Origin of the sequence: Bacilliculturomica massiliensis, assembly GCF_900605495.1 — a bacterium.
GTDB classification, from domain to species: Bacteria; Bacillota; Clostridia; order Peptostreptococcales; family Anaerovoracaceae; genus Bacilliculturomica; species Bacilliculturomica massiliensis.
Genome location: NZ_LR027600.1, coordinates 170,206 through 188,390 on the forward strand (window position 1 = coordinate 170,206; position 18,185 = coordinate 188,390).

At 54.3% G+C, this 18,185-nt stretch carries 15 protein-coding genes; 14 read left to right on the forward strand and 1 reads right to left on the reverse strand.

Going from position 1 to position 18,185, the window contains the following annotated elements; genetic code table 11:
* Positions 1–132: 132 nt before the first annotated feature.
* Positions 133–1,578, reverse strand: coding sequence for an MFS transporter (locus E0E37_RS04430; protein ID WP_165445203.1), 1,446 nt, complete (start codon positions 1,576–1,578; stop codon positions 133–135).
* A gap of 638 nt (positions 1,579–2,216) precedes the next feature.
* Between E0E37_RS04430 and E0E37_RS04435 the strand changes: the two genes are divergently transcribed.
* The 14 genes from E0E37_RS04435 (at position 2,217) to rpoB (ending at position 18,104) form a co-directional block, all read left to right on the forward strand.
* Entirely contained in the window at positions 2,217–2,993 is a 777-nt protein-coding gene (locus E0E37_RS04435; protein WP_130861780.1) for an SDR family NAD(P)-dependent oxidoreductase, read from the forward strand.
* Positions 2,994–3,018: 25 nt separating this feature from the next.
* Entirely contained in the window at positions 3,019–4,413 is a 1,395-nt protein-coding gene (gene gcvPA, locus E0E37_RS04440; protein WP_130861781.1) for an aminomethyl-transferring glycine dehydrogenase subunit GcvPA, read from the forward strand.
* Positions 4,413–5,981: an aminomethyl-transferring glycine dehydrogenase subunit GcvPB gene (gene gcvPB / locus E0E37_RS04445; RefSeq protein ID WP_130861782.1), complete on the forward strand. Its 1,569-nt coding sequence runs from the start codon at positions 4,413–4,415 to the stop codon at positions 5,979–5,981. The genes gcvPA and gcvPB overlap by 1 nt, the downstream gene beginning before the upstream one ends.
* Positions 5,982–6,099: 118 nt before the next feature.
* Positions 6,100–7,251: an ATP-NAD kinase family protein gene (locus tag E0E37_RS04450; RefSeq protein ID WP_207302919.1), complete on the forward strand. Its 1,152-nt coding sequence runs from the start codon at positions 6,100–6,102 to the stop codon at positions 7,249–7,251.
* A gap of 99 nt (positions 7,252–7,350) precedes the next feature.
* Positions 7,351–8,148 carry an SDR family oxidoreductase gene (locus E0E37_RS04455; RefSeq protein WP_130861783.1) on the forward strand — a complete coding sequence of 266 codons (798 nt, stop codon included), beginning with the start codon at positions 7,351–7,353 and terminating at the stop codon, positions 8,146–8,148.
* A 115-nt stretch (positions 8,149–8,263) separates the two neighbouring features.
* Positions 8,264–8,836 (forward strand): hypothetical protein, encoded by a 573-nt coding sequence (locus E0E37_RS04460; RefSeq protein ID WP_130861784.1) that lies wholly within the window; start codon positions 8,264–8,266, stop codon positions 8,834–8,836.
* 156 nt (positions 8,837–8,992) lie between these two features.
* Positions 8,993–9,640: a GntR family transcriptional regulator gene (locus tag E0E37_RS04465; protein WP_130861785.1), complete on the forward strand. Its 648-nt coding sequence runs from the start codon at positions 8,993–8,995 to the stop codon at positions 9,638–9,640.
* A gap of 746 nt (positions 9,641–10,386) precedes the next feature.
* Positions 10,387–11,157, forward strand: coding sequence for a dimethylarginine dimethylaminohydrolase family protein (locus E0E37_RS04470; RefSeq protein ID WP_130861786.1), 771 nt, complete (start codon positions 10,387–10,389; stop codon positions 11,155–11,157).
* A 162-nt stretch (positions 11,158–11,319) separates the two neighbouring features.
* Positions 11,320–11,676 carry a hypothetical protein gene (locus E0E37_RS04475; protein ID WP_130861787.1) on the forward strand — a complete coding sequence of 119 codons (357 nt, stop codon included), beginning with the start codon at positions 11,320–11,322 and terminating at the stop codon, positions 11,674–11,676.
* Between the two features lie 607 nt (positions 11,677–12,283).
* Positions 12,284–12,760: a MarR family winged helix-turn-helix transcriptional regulator gene (locus E0E37_RS04480; protein WP_330548538.1), complete on the forward strand. Its 477-nt coding sequence runs from the start codon at positions 12,284–12,286 to the stop codon at positions 12,758–12,760.
* A 24-nt stretch (positions 12,761–12,784) separates the two neighbouring features.
* Entirely contained in the window at positions 12,785–13,153 is a 369-nt protein-coding gene (rplL, locus tag E0E37_RS04485) for a 50S ribosomal protein L7/L12 (RefSeq protein WP_130861788.1), read from the forward strand.
* Between the two features lie 208 nt (positions 13,154–13,361).
* On the forward strand, positions 13,362–13,703 hold the full coding sequence (locus E0E37_RS04490) for a hypothetical protein (RefSeq protein ID WP_130861789.1): 342 nt from the start codon (positions 13,362–13,364) through the stop codon (positions 13,701–13,703).
* Positions 13,704–13,719: 16 nt separating this feature from the next.
* The gene (locus tag E0E37_RS04495; protein ID WP_130861790.1) at positions 13,720–14,034 is read left to right on the forward strand and encodes a hypothetical protein; all 315 of its coding nucleotides are present in this window, start codon (positions 13,720–13,722) and stop codon (positions 14,032–14,034) included.
* 245 nt (positions 14,035–14,279) lie between these two features.
* Positions 14,280–18,104, forward strand: a complete 3,825-nt coding sequence (rpoB, locus tag E0E37_RS04500) for a DNA-directed RNA polymerase subunit beta (protein WP_130861791.1) — start codon at positions 14,280–14,282, stop codon at positions 18,102–18,104.
* Positions 18,105–18,185: the final 81 nt, after the last annotated feature.

An 18,185-nucleotide genomic window follows, 5' to 3' on the forward strand; every position in this document is an offset into this window, starting at 1 on the left:
TGCCATAAGAAAAAAGACGGGTCCGGCCCGCAGCCCTGTAAAGGCTGCCGACCGGCTCCGTCTTTTTATCATGGGGCAGATATCGCGAAGCAGGATTCCCTGCACCGCCTGAAATTACACTGGATCTGAAGATCAGTGGCGGATGGAGGACGGCTTGGAGAGAAGTTTTTCAAAACCGTCGGTGGTGTAAGCCTTCCCCTGACGTTTCAGTTCCAGGCTGGCCAGCAGCTTATTGTAGCGCTCTCTGGTAACAGGGGACAGCAGGATGACCACGCCGCAGGCGATGCCGAACAGAGCCGGCCAAAGGGTAAACAGATGCTTGATGGTGGTCAGGGCGCTGTCCGGCTGAGCCATGCCCAGTTCGGCGTTGTAACCGCTGAATTCCAGAAGCATTCCGGTGAGGAAGCTGGCGATGGCGCTGCCCAGCTTGCCGCAGAAGGAGAAGTAGGCCATCAGGAATCCCTCCCGCCGTCTGCCGTTTTCAAATTCGTCGATCTCGCTGATATCGTACAGCAATGTATAGCTCAGCGTCCAGTGTCCGGCGGAACCGATGTTGATCAGAATGGCGTATATGATAGCCGCCGTCAGCGTGGCGATGGGGACAAAGGTAGCGCCCAGCATGATGGCTCCGGAAATGAAGGCGCAGAGAATGTAGGCGGTCCTCTTGTCGAAGATCACGGCCAGGGGCCCCAGCGCGATGGCGACGATGATGCCTCCCGCCGTGACGCCGGTGTAGACAGCGGAGGCCTGCTTCTCTCCCATGCCCAGTATGTATTCCACATAGTACAGAACAGAAGATGTGGTGATGCAGTAACAGGCGTAGAACAGGAAGTTGGAAGCGATGACATTGCGGTAGGGCTTGATGCTCATGACCTCCTTGATCTCCCGCCACAGGTTGTCGTGGGAGACGTCCGCCGTCTCTTCGATGATCAGCTCAAGGCCTCTGGTGGTCCGCCAGGAGATGAGGATCGTGACGGCGGCTATGGCGGCGATGATCTTGACAGCCACGCCCCAGGCCGCCAGCTCATCCATGCCGTAATCCTCGGTGAGATGACCGATGATAAAGGTGGGCAGCGCGCTGGCGCAGAAGACGCCAACAAAATTGAGGACCTGAGCGATAGAACGGATCTTGGTCCGCTCGTCCGCGTTGGTGGTCAGACAGCCCCCCAGCGCGAAGAAGGGGATGTTGAAGGTGGTATACGCGGTCCAGAAAAGCAGTGCGAAGATCAGGTAATAGGCCATCTGCGCTTTTCCTGTCAGTCCGGGATCCGAGAAGAGAAATATCATGATCAGTGCCAGCGGAATGGCGGAACCCAGAAGGAAGGGCCGCTTTTTTCCATATTTGGATTTGGACTTATCGCTGAGCATTCCGATGATGGGGTCCGTAACGGCGTCCCACAGAATAGCGATAAACGTGATGGTTCCGGCAAAGGCGGGCGAAATGCCCACCAGGTCCGTGAGAAAGAACAGCAGGAATCCGCCGATGAAATCGTAGGCGATGGCGTCTCCTGTTCCGCCCAGGGAGTAACCCAGTTTGGATGCGAAAGAAAGTTTGCGGTCACAGTTCAATTCATTCATGTAAGTCATTCCTTTCTTTTGGTCTTAGCTGTCTGATTGGATCGTCCGGCTGCAGCCCGGGCGCAGTGAACCCGGTAATGCTGTTTTGTAACTGCAAATGCCGTGCCAGTTCTTTTTAGGAGCAATGAATTGGGCCGCTTTCCTCAAAAAATGGCGTATTTTTGCCGCGCTGTCCGAGAAATTACTTTTAAATATGGAAAATGCGCGCTGAAAGAGAGAAAATCTCCGGTTTTTATTTGTCAATAATGATAAATGCGTTTCTCGAAATTGATAAATGGGGACAATTAAGGTCTTTCATCGGTTTTTTTCATGCCCAGTTGAAATAATGTCATGGATCTGTTTATCAAATGTGAGAAATGAAGGCGGACAAAATCCGGCTATTTTGTGCGAAAAACCGCATAGGGGCGGAATATTTCTATATATAAGGAAGGGAAATGGGGTTTTTGTGAATTATTTTCGGTGATTTTGGCGCGGAAGACAGATTGGCATGGAGATTGCTTTATATAAGAATATTAAAACACGGCTCCCCGCTGCCGGCAATGAAAATTTGCGCCGGCACGGCGGTCCCCTGCCAGCATTGTGCAGTATCCGCCGGCCGGGAGGCAAAACGCGGATCGAATCAGAAAGGAGAACAGAAAATGAGCGAATTCAAAGATAAGGTCGTATTGGTCACCGGAGGCGGAGGCGGCATGGGCGTCTGCATCGGCAAGCGCTTTCTGGAAGAGGGAGCGAAGGTCTACATTACAGATATCAATGAAGATCGCCTGAAGAAGGCAAAGGCCGAAATGGATCCCATGGGCGCGGTCGATTATGTGGTGTGCAATGTGACGAAGGTCGCGGACATTGAAAAAATGGTGGCCGAGGTGGTAAAACGGGCGGGCAGGCTGGATGTGGTCGTCAACACCGCAGGCGTTTGGGTGGAAGGCGATTCCTGGGAAATGACCGAGGACGAATGGGACCGCACGATCAATGTCAATTTGAAGGGAACCTTCTTTGTTTGCAGCAGAACCATCCCGGAACTGATCAAGACCCATGGCTGCATCGTGAATATCAGCTCTGACGCCGGGATCGGAGGGAACCCCGGCAACTGTATCTACAATGCCTCCAAAGGCGGCGTGACGCTGATCACCAAATCCCTGGGACTGGAGCTGGCGCCTCTGGGCGTGAGAGTGAACGCTGTCGCGCCGGCGGATGTGGAAACGCCCATGCTGGTGGGCCAGGCGGAAGTCTATGGCGGCGGAGACATCGAAGGTTACTACCACAATCTGCTGAGAAAGTATCCTCAGGGAGAGAGAGCCAAGTTCATTCAGCCCAGCGAGATCGCGGAATGCGTTCTGTTCCTGGCGTCTCCCAAGGTGGACTCCATCACGGCCACGACGCTGTCGATCGACTGCGGCCTGACCGCCGGTTACTAGGCGGGGGCGAAGGAGGAAATTAAAGATGGAACAGATCGTTTACCCATACATACCAAATACCACGCCGGAGGTAAAGGCGGAAATGATGCGGGAGGTGGAGGCGAAGGATGAGCGGGAAATTTTTGAAGTGATCCCCGATCATTTACTCTACCATGACTTTAAACTGCCGGAACCCATTCTGGACGAGTGCTCGCTGAAACGCCATACCGCGGCGATCCTGAACAAAAACGCCGGAGCGGGGACCCATCTGTGCTTCCTGGGAGCCGGCTGCGCGCCGCACTACGTGCCGGCTGTAGTGGATGAAGTCCTGGGCCGCGGAGAGTTTTACACTGCTTATACCAGCGATCTGGGCGATCAGGGCAGGGGCCAGCTGCAGTTCGAGTATCAGAGCCAGATGGCTGAGCTTTTGGACATGGACGTCATCGCCTTTCCGCAGTACGACGGGGGCAGCTCGCTGGGCCACGCTTTTCGCATGGCGGGAAGGATCTCCGGCCGCAAAAAGGTACTCTACCCGGCCAGCATCAATCCGATGACTCTGAATATCGCCAGAAACTATCTGACTCAGATCGACGGAAATTACTGCGATCTGGTTGAAGTCAAATACAGTGGGGACACCGGCCTGCTGGATCTGGAAGACCTGGCTGCCAAGCTGGACGACCAGACGGCGGCGGTCATGATCGAGAATCCTACCTTCCTGGGCATCATAGAGATCCAGGCGGAGGAGATCGGGTCCATGGCGAAGAAGGCGGGGGCGGAATTCATCGTCTACGGAGATCCCATTTCCATGGGCGTAATGGAGGCTCCGGGCAGCTATGGCGCGACCATCGCCTGCGGCGATATTCACTCCATCGGCATCCACATGTTTGCGGGAGCCGGTGTGGGCGGCTACGTCATGGTAAAAGATGATCCGAAGTATGCATTCCAGCTGAAGGATATGATGTACGGCGCTTCGCCTACCACGGTGGAGGGAGAGATCGGCTTCAGCTTCGAGGCGTCCTTTGACCGGACCTCCTATGAGATCCGTGAACAGTGCGCGGAATACACAGGGACCAGCGCCGGGCTCTGGACGGCTACGGCGGGAGTATATCTGGCCGTTATGGGTCCTGCGGGCATGGAAGAGGTGGGCACCCTGATCATGCAGAGGGCGCGTTACGCGGCAAAGAAACTTTCTGCGATCAAGGGGGTATCCCTGAAATACAGCGGACCGGTCTTTAAGGAATTCGTGCTGGATCTCACAGCCTCCGGCGTGACCCCGGCGGAACTGAATAAAAAACTGCTGGCGGAAAACATCATCGGCGGATATGATCTGACGGGAACAGGCATGGGCCTGGACGGCTGCATGCTGGTCTGCGTGACGGAGATCCACAGCAAGGCGGATATCGATCAATTTGTACAGGCGGTGGAAAGGGGGCTTATGTAATGGCGAAAGAGATAGAGATCAGAGAATTTCATCAGGCCCGCTGGAACGAACCCATCGTATTGGAACTCACCGTACCGGGAGAGCGGGGGATCCTGGTGGCGAAGGCCGAGCAGGAGGTCGCGGAAGCTGCCGGGGACGTTTTGGGAGAGATCGCAGGCGTCCGCAGAAAAAAGCGGCCGGCTCTGCCTCAGGTCAGCCAGCCGCGGCTGGTGCGGCATTACAGTCGTGTGACCCAGGAGATGATGGGGTCGGACAACACGCTGGGCATCTCGCAGGGAACGTGTACGCTGAAATACAACCCTAAGGTACAGGAGCATATGATGCGGCATCCCGGACTCATGGATGTGCATCCGCTTCAGGACACGGATACCATGCAGGGGATCCTGGAAATATATTATAAGACGGAGCAGATCATGAAAGAGCTGGCGGGCATGGAGCGTTTTTCCTTCCTGCCTGTGGCCGGAGGTCACGCCATCTATACCAACGCTCAGCTGGTCAGGAAGTACCACGAGTCCAAAGGAAACACCCATAAGACGGAGATCGTGACCACGCTGCATTCCCATCCGGTGGACGCGGCAGCCTCTTCTACTCTGGGCTATAAGATCATCACGCTGATGCCCGATGAAAAGACTGGGCTCCCCAACTTCGAGGAATATAAAGCGGCGCTCAGCGAGAAGACGGCCGCCATTTTCATCACCAATCCGGAGGACACGGGGATCTTCAACGACCGCATCCACGAGTTCACGGAAGCGGCTCATCAGGTAGACGCCGTCTGCGTGTACGATCAGGCTAATGCCAACGCGCTGCTGGGCGTGGCGAGGGCCGGAGAGGCGGGCTTTGATCTGATGCATTTCAATCTGCACAAGACCTTCTCGTCCCCTCACGGTTCCGACGGACCGGGCTGCGGCGCCATTGGCTGCACCGGAGCGTTCGAGGCGTTTCTGCCCAAACCTACGGTAGAGTTTGACGGAAGCAAATACTACCTGGATTATGACAGAAAGGACAGCATCGGATACGTAAAACTGTTTTTAGGCAATGCCACCGCAGTGACGAGAGCCTATATGTGGTGTATGAGTCTTGGCTGGGAGGGCATGCGCCAGGCGGCGGTGATCTCTGTGCTGAACAATCAGTACATGACCAAGAAGATCTTGGAAAAGGTGCCCGGCGTATCCCTGCATTACGGGAAGGGAGAGCGCCGCATGGAGCAGACTCGCCTGTCTTTCGACAAGCTCTTTGAGGAGACGGGGCTGGGCATTGTGGACGTAAATCACCGGCTTGTGGATTACGGTATTTCCGAACTTTGGATGTCCCATCATCCATTTACTGTGCCGGAGCCATTTACACCGGAGCCCTGTGAGAGTTATAATAAAGACGATATTGATTATTATGTGGAAGTGCTTCGCCGCATCGCGGTGGAATGCCGGGAAGACCCGGAGACGATACGCACCGCGCCTCACAAGTGCGCGCGTCATCGCCCCATCGATATTCCCGCGGATTCCACGGAGGAATCTTTTGGGAAGCTTGCGACTACATGGCGGGCCTATGTAAAGCGGTTCGGAAAGTCCTGAGAAGGACCCAGGGCGCCGGGACGGAAGTTCCGGCGCCCGGTCCGGTTTGAGGGACGTTATCGCCGGACGGGAAGGGAAAAGGGCCCCATCAATATCAATATGGAAAGAGAATCCACGGATGAGCAATGAAACAAGCAGGAAAATGAGAGTCGGCCTGATCGTCAACCCGGTGGCCGGCATTGGAGGCCGGGTGGGGCTGAAAGGTAGCGACGGCGCGGAGATTCAGAAAAAGGCCCTGGAACTGGGGGCTCGTCCGGAAGCTCCGGACCGGGCCGCCGCCGCGCTGAGAAAGCTGGGAGCCGCAGCCGGCCGCATTTCGGTCATTACCTGTCAAGGCGGCATGGGCGAAGATGAGTGCCGGGCCGCCGGACTGAGCCCGGAGCAGGTGCTGCCCGGCAGAGGCGCCGGCGCAACTTCACCGGAGGATACCGTTCAGGCGGCCCGGGCTATGAGCCGCGCGGGGGTGGATCTGCTGCTGTTTGCCGGCGGGGACGGCACCGCCCGCAATATTTATGAGGGAGCGGGCGACCGGGTGACCGTGCTGGGCATACCCGCCGGAGTGAAGATCCATTCCGGCGTGTTTGCGCTGAATCCCGCCAGCGCGGGCAGCGCCGCTCTCCGGCATCTTGAACAGGGGGCGGAAAACAGCCGGGAGGCCGAGGTCATGGATCTGGACGAGGACGCTTACCGCAGAGGAGAGGTGCGCCCGCGTCTTTACGGGTTTCTCCGGGTGCCCTGCGACGAGACGAGGATCCAGCATGTGAAGGCCAGATCCGTCCCGGAAGAAGGAGAACTGACGTCCATTGCGGCGCAGCTCATCGACGGCATGGAACCGGGCGTGTACTATGCGGTGGGCGCGGGGACCACCACCCGGCGCGTTATGGAATGCCTGGATCTGCCTAACACGCTCATCGGCGTGGACGTCATACGGGATAAAAAGCTGGTGGCTTCCGACGTGACGGAACGGCAGCTCTGGGAGATCGCCCAGGAGCCGGGCAGTGACCTGCGCGTCATCCTGACCGTTATCGGCGGTCAGGGCCACGTATTCGGCAGGGGAAACCAGCAGATCAGCCCCCGCATCATCCGCAGACTGGGTATGGAGCGCATTTTGTTGGCGGCCACCAAGAGAAAACTGCTGTCCCTTCCGGGACATCGGCTGATCTCGGATACGGGAGATCCGGAACTGGACAGGGAGCTGGCGGGATATTACCGCGTGGCGGTAGGAGCCAGAGAACAGATGATCTGCAGACTAACGGCGGGCGACGAGTAAGGCGGATAATTGAAGCGGTGCAGACGCCGAAGAGCAGGCATGCTGAAGGGCAGACATGGCCGAGGGCAGGCGCGGTGAAGCAAACAGAAGGAGGACAGAATGGGTAATCTGACAGGCAGGACGGCATTGATCACGGGGGCAGCTATGGGAAACGGGCTGGGCATCGCCCGGGTCATGGCGCAGAAAGGCGCTCTCGTCATCATGACGGATAAATCGGAGCAAGTATTTGAGTCCGCCAGGAGGCTGGAGGAGTCGGAAAAAGGCGTCCGGACAGCCGCTTATCAGATGGACGTGACGGATCCCGACTGCGTCCGGGACGTGGTGCGGGAAGCGGAGGCCGCTCATGGTCCGCTGCATATTCTGGTGAACAACGCCGGCGTCTCCCTGCTTACAGACATTCGGGAGATGGATGAAAAGCTGAGAAAACTCCATTTCGACGTAAATATCCAAGGGGCGTGGAACTGCGTAAAGGCGGTGCTGCCCGGCATGATGGAACGGCACTACGGCCGGCTGATCCACATGTCCTCCGTCACCGGACCGGTGGTGTGTGATCCGGCCAATATTGCCTACGCGACCACGAAGGCCGCGCTGCTGGGTTTCAGCAAGGCCATCGCCATCGACACGGCTGAGTACAATATTACGTCCAACGCTATTCTTCCCGGATACTTTATGACCCCTATGGTGCAGCTGACAGCGGAGGAGACCGATCCAAACGATCCACAGCGCGTCCTGGATGAGATCGCGGAATCCGTCCCCGTCAAACGGCTGGGAAGGCCGGAGGAGATCGGCTATCTGGCCGCGTTTCTGGCATCGGATGAAGCGGCCTATATCACCGGGGCGGAGATCCGCATCGATGGAGGAAGCACGCTGCCGGAAACTTCCTGCGTGGGCCGGTGACATTTTCTGCATAGACCGAAGACACTTTTTTTTCTTGTATAACTCCCGGGAAATTGTTACAATAGTAACGAGGATGCGGTTTTGCCGCTGAAACTAAGGCAAAAGAGAGGTATACATGAGACAGTTCAAAGTATGGATGCAGAAATCGTCCCGTTTTATCTTTCAGCTTTCCACGGTGTTCGAGGGCATCATTTCGCTGATCATTCTGATCTGTATCGGGATCGAATTAGTGATGCTGGTCAATAACTATGAGATATTTTCGATGGATCTCAGCACGGTACAGCTGCGCAGCATGCTCAGCGATATCATGTGGCTGGTCATTGGTCTGGAGTTCATCAAGATGCTTCTGGAGCATTCCCAGGGCGCAGTACTTGACGTGATGCTCTTTGCCATCGCCAGACAGATGCTGCTGGAGCACGGTATGCTGGACAACCTGGCCGCGGTGCTGGCTATCGGCATGGTCTTTGCCATCCGCAAATTCCTCTACGATCAGAGCGAGGACCGCAAGTCCATCATGGACACCATTCTGGACCTGCTGAAAGACGATAAAGGCAAGGAAGTTCTGGAAGACGCCATCGGAGAAGCACTGGACGACGTGCTGGACGAGGCCATCGAAGATGCGCTTGAGGATTCAGAGAAGCGGAAGGAACAGGAAAACCGGGCTGCGAGAAAAACGCATCAATTATAGTAAGCAAAACAGAGATCCTATCTGTGAGGACACTCTTCGGCGCGGAGTCTGCCGCCCGGAGAGTGTTTTTTTGCGGGATCCCTTCTTGCTTTTTTTAGCAGATTACAGTATAATCGATGTATACAATATACAACTAGAGAAAGGCGGACTGTATATATGGATACCTATTTGTCGTTAAAGGATCACGTATACAATTTTATCACAGGGGAGATCAACGCAGGGAATCTGAAGCCGGAGGAAAAGGTCAACGAGCAGCGGATCAGCGATATTCTGAACGTCAGTCGGACACCGGTCCGGGAAGCATTGATCCAGCTGGCCAGCGACGGGTTTCTGGAAAACGTTCCGCGGAAGGGATTTATCATCAAAGGTCTCTCCGATCAGGAGGCCAGGGAGACGTATATGATACTGGGGGCGCTGGATGGACTGGCGGCTGCAGCGGCCTGCGGCAAGATCGGGGAAAAAGAACTGAAGGAGATGCAGTTTTACATAGGCAGCATGAAACTGGCCATCGACTCCGACAATCTGGACATGTATTATAAGCAGCAGGAGGCATTTCATCAGGTATATACCGACAAATGCGGCAACCAGAGTCTCATCGACCTTCTGCACCGCATCAAGAACAAATTCCTGCGGAAGTCCTACAGCTTGTACGGGGATGAAAGTATGAAAGATATCCTTAACAGTACCAATGCCGAGCACGAGGAGATCATCCGTCTCTTCGAGAAGGAAGACGCGGCAGGACTGGAATCCTTCCTCAGGGAGGTCCACTGGCGGGTGGACTGGGCCTACATGGAGACGCTGTAAGGAAAGAAAAAGCCAGACTGAGAAAAAGTACGGGAAGCACGGGAAGTCCGGGGCCCCGTGCTTTTTTTATGACATAAGACATATCGTCTATCGTATGCCCGAAAAAATTTGTCTTGTGAGAGTGAGCCTGCAGGGCGGGTGATGCACCGTTTGCGGGTACTGTCATGGTGTGAGTCATCCCGACTTATTATGACTTTTTATGGCTTATTATGGGTGGGGAAGTGACGGGATCGGCCTAAAAAGGAATAAGCATGGATCATTTTCTGTATTTTTTCTTTTTGATGGCAAAAGAGGCTCAAAAACGAAAAAGAAATGTATTAAATATATATAAAATACAAAATAAGTTAAATATTTTTTCGCATTTTATATGAAACTGCTTACAAAAAGAAAAAAGCGACAATAATCGACAAGATAAACGATCGAAATACCTATAACGCCATCTATTTTTTTCTTTTTGGGGTGTTCATAGAAGGCAAAAAGAAAGAAAAAATGGGTCCTCTCATGCTTTCGATCAACTTCTGATTGCCATTTTAAAGCTCCGCACCCGCCGGAAAAAAATGAAGCAATGCTGCGGCTGAATAAAACGATGGGAAAATTTGCAGGAGACAGTTGACAACACAAGCGCTATATTGTATATTATATACAACATACAAAATATTGCTGGTGGGCGCGCCAAAGGCCCGGCCATTTCCAGTGAGGGACAAAGTAGAACGCAATCAGCGAGCAGGCGGAACAGGAGGCATGACATGTTCAAGAATGTAATTGTGAGAAGACCGTGCAGAGCGATGGTGGAAGGGATCACATCGGCGCCGGAGTTGGGAAAGCCGGATTATGAGCTGGCTTTGAAGCAGCATGACGCCTACATAGAGGCTCTGAAGAAGTGTGGTGTGGAAGTGACAGTACTGGAGGCGTGCGAGAGATTCCCCGACTCCTGTTTTGTTGAAGATCCGGCGGTCATCACCAGAAAATGCGCCATCATCACAAACCCCGGCGCGATGTCCAGAAACAGAGAAGCGGAAATGATCATTCCTGCGATCAGGAAGTTTTTCAGCGATGACAAGATCGAGTACATCGTGGATCCCGGAACGCTGGACGGCGGCGATGTTATGATGGTGGGCGATCACTTCTATGTGGGACGTTCCGCCAGAACCAATGAGGAAGGCATCCGTCAGTTCATCGCGATACTGGAAAAATACGGTCTGACGGGTTCTGAGGTGCCCCTTGAAGAGGTGCTCCACCTGAAGACGGGCGTCAACTACATTGAAAACAATAACATGCTGGTCTCCGGCGAATTTGTGACCAAACCGGATTTTGAGAAGTTCAACAAAATTCTCATTCCGGAAGAGGAAGCGTACGCGGCAAACTGCATCTGGGTCAACGGCAAAGTGATCGTTCCCGAGGGTTATCCCGCTGTGGAAAAGGCTGTGCGCGACGCCGGCTATGAAGTGATCCTGGTGGATACTTCCGAATACAGAAAGCTGGACGGTGGTCTCAGCTGTCTCTCCCTGAGATTCTAAGACCATCCCGATCGCTCCATATGGCTGCCGCGGACTGCTCCTCTGCGGCAGCCAAAAAGGAAAGGGGACCCAGCCGAACGAATGGACGCTCCTGTGCATAGACTGTGAGTGCAACGATATTTATACCCCTGTCCAATAGGGGAAGTCACAGGAGAACATATTATGAGACATAATGCAGAGTTAACACGCTGGTATGAAGGGCCGGTCAAGGCCGCGGAGACTGCGGCCGCTGCCGCTGAGTATGAGACCCTTTATCCCGAGATCTACTATCAGCTTCAGCCCTATGTGATCGAGGCCTGCGATTATATGGATGCGTGCGGCGGCATGGCGCCCACGCGGGAACAGCTGAAAAAAATGGGCGACCGTATTGAAATGCAGTTTACCGGCGCGGCTGCCGCAATGGCTATGGCCGTTCCCGACGCGTCGCCTGCAGCGCTGCGCAGCGGCGGACTGTTCCGCGATCTGCTGGACATTCTGCTTTTGCAGGAGTTGTTCGGCAGAAGACGCAGGTACTGGTAACGCGAGCACGAAGGCAGTTTCAGACCCTCCGGCGTTTCGGAAAGTGACAGAACAGGGAGCGCCGCGGCCTGGTTATGTGTCAGCAAACAAAATAAAGCGTCCCTTCCGGTTTGAACTGACCCGGAACGGGCGCTGATTTTTTTGCGTTGTTCGTTCCGGCCTCTCTGCTGTCTGCGCCCTCCGGCTGCGCCGCTGGGCTGCCCGCCAGGAAGCCGCGCCGGTCCGCTGGTTTCGGCAGCTTCTTTCGCTTGTGAAAAAGTATCGAAAAGTGGATTGACAGGGGTTCGTTCCTATGCTACTATTTTGAAAGCAAGTAATTAGCATGCTACATATAAAAACAGATGCGAAGGAGTGCTTGAACGGGCAGGCGGCGAGAGGGACGGATCGAGAGGGGCAGATCCGGATACAGATCCAGATCCAGGTCTGGCGCCCCAGCGATTTACAGAAAAAGGATTGACGGCCCGGCGCACAGATGATAAATTAGTAGAAAGAAGTGAGAGGGAACCGGATGGATGTCCGGTTCTTTCCGTGAATTCCGGAAAGGCAGAGTATTACGGAAATAACAGGCGCAGTAAACAGCCGCCGGAGAAAAGAAAGAGGAAGTACCATGCTGGAATTAAATCAATGTATCAATTATCTGCTGACCACGTCGCAGCACCGGGTGTCACAGGCGATGAGCGCCCGCCTGTCCGAGTTTGATATTACTCCGGTGCAGTACGGTGTTCTGTACTGTCTTTGGGTGGAAAAGAAGAAAAGTCCTAAGGAGATCGCGGAGATTCTTCATCTGGAAACTTCCACCATTTCCGGCATACTGGAGCGCATGGAGAAGAAGGGCATGCTCCGGCGCAGCATCAGCAGGGAAGATCGCCGTTTCATTGAGATCGAGTTGACGGAGAAGGCGCTGGCCCTGCAGGAGCCGGTGCTCGATGCGGTGGAGGAGGTCAACGCTACAGTGCTGGCGGATATGTCGAAAGAAAAGCAGGAGCTGTTCAAGTCGCTGCTGCGGGAGATCGCCGAGATCAGCCTGCCGGCGCGTCTTATGGACGGCAAAACGCGAAGAAACGAAATTCAACGGAAGAATTAAAAATATGTAATGGAGGAAATTAAAATGAACAAAGATCAGATTATCGAAGCGATCAAAGCGATGACAGTATTAGAACTGAACGAGCTGGTTAAGGCTTGCGAAGAAGAATTCGGCGTATCTGCAGCTGCTCCGGTAGCCGTGGTAGGCGCTGTTGGCGGCGGTGAGGCTGCTGCTGAGGAGAAGAGCGAGTTCGACGTAATTCTGGCTGCTGCAGGCAGCGAGAAGATCAAGGTCATCAAGGCCGTGAGAGAGATCACGGGTCTGGGCCTGAAGGAAGCCAAGGATCTGGTAGACGGAGCTCCGAAGCCGGTCAAGGAAGCTGCTACGAAGGAAGAAGCTGACGAGATCAAGGCGAAGCTGGAAGAAGTCGGCGCTACTGTAGAGCTGAAATAAGACACGAGGCTGATCCGGGAAACGGAAAGGCGTCATGCAGAAAGGACCGGCGCGGGATCTCTGAGATCTGCGAGCCGGTCCTTTTTTATATGGATCGAAAGAAGAAATTGCAGATATTTTGCAGAAACTTCCGATTTCATGTATAATGTTGTATGTTACCGATGGTCTTACGAGACAGGAATAATTTGGAGAAAAGGAGGACGACCGCATGTTTGATAAGTTAGTGGCAAAGGTGATAAGCGCGGCAAAGAAAAACCGGCGTCTGCTCATACCTGCGGTCGTCTGCCTGTGGATGCTCTTTGCCCTGGAGGCGGCTGCTTCCGCAGTGCGCAGGCATTATGGGATGTCGCGGTCCCTGATCTTTTTGTTCTGCTGCCTGGCGGTGGCCGGCGGGGCGTTTTTCTGGGATTATCCGATCAGCAGCGCGGCGGCCCGCGGAGCGGCCAGCATGACCGGCGCGGCGTCAACGATCCAGTCCCAGGCGGAGCTGCCGGCTCTCAACGATCCAGTCCCAGGCGGAGCTGCCGGCTCTGCCTGCGCCGACGGATGAGGAGGGACCGGAGCCCGTGCCCGCGCCCAACGACCCGGAGCACTCTGACCAGACGGCAGGGCTGCCGGCAAATCAGGAGGACAAAAGCGATCCCCGGCAAAATCAGCTGATGGACACGGTGACAAAATACGTGGGAATGCTGAAGATCAATCAAGTGACGCCGGACTGGGCGCCTGATCTGGCGCGTAACGGATCGGAGCCGATGAACCGGGTGTATTACGAGAAGGCCTGGGGGGCCTACGAGGAGCTGACCCTGGAGAACCGGGACCGGCTTGCTTCGGAGACGCTTCAATATCTGCTGACCTGCCACAGCACGGTGACTGGAGAATAGTGCTTGCTTTTTTGGCCGTGTTCCGCTAATATATATCTATATTCTAAATGTCTGATCTGAAGGCAATCCATTCTTGCAGCAAAGGGGTAGGGCGTGGCATTTTTCTTTTATTCTTAAGCCCATTCTGAAACTGGTATAAAATATTTGAGATTCGTCGATAATCTCCTTGACTACTTGAAAGCAATGTGGTATTATAGTACATTGCCACGCGAAGTATTTTGTTTTCAATGCAAGGAGGAAAAAAGATGCCTCAACCCATTAAAATAGGTAGAAAAGAACGAATGACCTACTCCAAGATCAATGAAGTAGCTCAAATGCCTAATCTGATCCAAATCCAGAAAGATTCTTACGATTGGTTTATTAAAGAAGGACTGACTGAAGTGTTCGAGGATATCTCTCCAATCAGAGATTATGCGGACAATTTAGTGCTGGAATTTATCGACCACTCCATCTCCGACGAGACGAAGTACGACCAGGAGGAATGCAAGGAGAGAGACGTTACCTATGCAGCGCCGCTGAAGGTGAAGGTCCGCCTGGTGAATAAGGAGACAGGAGAGGTAAAGGAACAGGAAGTATTCATGGGAGATTTCCCGATCATGACAGAGAGGGGAACCTTCATTTATAACGGCGCGGAGCGTGTCATCGTTACGCAGCTTGTGAGATCCCCCGGACCGTATTATGACATGGCCGTGGACAAATCCAACAACAAGCTGTTTTCCACTACCATTATCCCCAACCGGGGCGCATGGCTGGAATACGAGACGGATTCCAACGAGATCCTGTCCGTCCGCGTGGACCGCACGAGAAAGCAGCCTATAACGACCATCCTCAGAGCCCTGGCGTATAAGTCGGTTGAGGACAAGGTGGAGAACGAGAGACGCAAGAATCCGAACATTACCGAAGCTGAGCTGGCAAAGAAAGTGCGCCGTTTCGGCGAGTATGCCATGGACACCACGAAGATCCTTTACGAGGGGACCAACGCGGAGATCGAGGAAGTATTCGGAACGGACGACAGGCTGGAAAAATCCCTGGCGAGGGACGTTACCACCAATTACGACGAGGGACTGAAGGAGATCTATAAGAAGCTCCGTCCCGGCGAGCCCGCCACTTTTGAAAGTGCTTACGATCTCATCGAAGCGCTGTTTTTCGATGCCAAGCGCTACGATCTGGCCAAGGTGGGACGGTACAAATACAATAAAAAACTGGGCCTTTCCAACCGTATTATCGGCTGCGTCGCCGCGGAGGATATTGCATCCCCTTCCACCGGAGAGATCCTGGTGGAAAAGGATCAGAAGATATCCAGAGAACTGGGCTTCGCTGTAGAGAACGCGGGAGTCGAATATGTTTATGTATACAGCAAGATCGACGAAGAGAAACCGGTAAAAGTTATCGGAAATAATTTTGTAAACCTCCAGGATTTCGTACCCTTCAACGTGGATGAGATCAAAGTCGCGCAGAAGGTGTTCTATCCTGTATTGAAAGCAATTTTAGACAGCGTAACGGACGAGGATGAACTGAAGGAAACCATCGTCTCCATGAAGAACCAGCTTTCTCCGAAGCATATCGTTCTGGACGACATCGTGGCTTCCGTCAGCTATCTGCTGAACCTGACTGAGGGGATCGGACTGACGGATGACATCGATCATCTCGGAAACAGAAGGCTGAGGACCGTGGGCGAACTGCTGCAGAATCAGTTCCGCATTGGTCTGGCCCGTATGGAGAGGGTGGTCAAGGAGAGAATGACCATTCAGGACATCGAAGTTACAACGCCGCAGGCCCTGATGAATATCCGTCCCGTGACTGCAGCCATCAAGGAGTTTTTCGGAAGTTCCCAGCTGTCGCAGTTCATGGACCAGACCAACCCTCTGGCCGAGCTGACGCACAAGAGAAGACTGTCGGCCCTGGGTCCCGGCGGACTTTCCAGAGAGAGAGCCGGATTCGAGGTCCGGGACGTACACCACTCCCACTACGGAAGAATGTGCCCCATCGAGACGCCGGAAGGTCCCAATATCGGACTGATCGGTTCGCTGACCACCTACGGTGTGATCAACGAGTACGGTTTTATCGAGACGCCGTATCGAAAGGTGGATAAAGAGAAAGGCATCGTCACAAAGGAGATCCAGTATCTGACCGCGGACGAAGAAGAGCAGCTGATCATCGCCCAGGCCAACGAGCCGCTGGACAGCGAAGGACATTTCGTCAACGCCAAGGTCGTTGCCAGAGGCGCCGGCGGTGAGATCGACCTCTACAACAAAGACGTCGTCGACTTCATGGACGTTTCTCCCAGCCAGGTAGTGTCCGTTGCTACGGCAATGATCCCCTTCCTGGAAAACGACGACGCGAACCGTGCTCTGATGGGAGCCAACATGCAGCGTCAGGCCGTGCCCCTTCTCGTCAGCGAAGCGCCTTACGTGGGCACAGGCATGGAGTATAAGGCTGCGAGAGACTCGGGAGTCGTAATACTGGCCAAACACGCGGGAACCGTCGAATTCGTCGATGCGGTGAAGATCCGGATCAGAAGAGACGACGGCGAAGGCGTCGACGAATATAAGATGCTGAAGTATAAGCGGGCCAACCAGAGCACCTGCATCAACCAGAAACCCATCGTGAACCACGGTGAGCATATCGAGGAGGGAGAAGTCATCGCCGACGGTCCTTCCACAGAGCTGGGCGAGGTAGCGCTGGGCAAGAACCTTCTCATCGGTTTCATGACCTGGGAGGGATACAACTATGAGGACGCGATCATCCTCAACGAGCGGCTGCTCATGGATGACGTGCTGACCTCGATCCACATTGAAGAATATGAATCTGAAGCAAGAGACACCAAGTTGGGACCCGAAGAGATCACCAGGGATATTCCCAACGTAGGCGAGGATGCGCTGAAGGATCTGGACGAGGAAGGGATCATCCGCATCGGAGCGGAGGTCAACTCCTCCGATATTCTGGTCGGCAAGGTGACGCCGAAAGGCGAGACCGAGCTCACTGCCGAGGAGCGGCTGCTGAGAGCGATCTTCGGTGAGAAGGCCAGAGAGGTGAGAGATACCTCCCTGCGCGTTCCCCATGGGGAGACGGGCATCATCGTGGATGTGAAGATCTTTTCCAGAGAGAACGGCGACGAACTGCCGCCGGGTGTAAACAAGCTGGTCAGATGCTATATCGCCACGAAGAGAAAGATCAACGTGGGAGACAAGATGGCGGGACGTCACGGAAACAAGGGCGTTATTTCCCGGATCCTGCCCCAGGAGGATATGCCGTTCATGGAGGACGGAACGCCGCTGCAGGTCATGCTGAACCCCCTGGGCGTACCTTCACGAATGAATATCGGGCAGGTTCTGGAGGTCCATCTGGGTCTGGCGGCAAGGAAAAAGGGCTGGTACATCGCTACGCCTGTATTCGACGGGGCCAGCGAGGTGGATATCATCAATCTGCTGGGCGAGTGCGGTTATCCGGAATCCGGAAAACTTGTTCTGCGCGACGGCAGGAGCGGTGAAGAATTTGACAACCCTGTAACTGTAGGTTACATGTATATGCTGAAGCTGCATCACCTGGTGGACGACAAGATCCACGCCAGAAGCACCGGACCCTACTCCCTGGTCACCCAGCAGCCTTTGGGCGGCAAGGCCCAGTTTGGAGGACAGCGTTTCGGAGAGATGGAAGTATGGGCTCTGGAAGCTTACGGAGCCGCCTACACGCTGCAGGAGATCCTGACTGTGAAGTCCGACGACGTGGTGGGCCGTGTGAAGACCTACGAAGCGATCGTCAAGGACGAGAATATTCCCGAACCGGGAATTCCCGAATCCTTCAAGGTACTCATCAAGGAGATGCAGAGTCTCGGTCTGGATGTCAAGGTCCTCACGGACGACAATCAGGAGATCGAGATCAAAGAATCCAACGAGGCGGAGGGGACCGGAGGCATCGAGGGCATTATCGACGACATGGAAACTGTGGCCGATGAAGAAGAATTCTTCGACGAGGAAGCCGGTTACACCGAGGAGGGGCCCGATGACGAAGAGCTGGAAGAAGACTTCGTCGAAGACGCCTCCGCAGACTTTGAGGATGACTTGATTTAATCTGCTGCTTCTTTTGAGAACGAAAATCTCCCAAATCGCGGATTTGGTGATAAACTTTCGGTTGATTTGATATATGGGAAG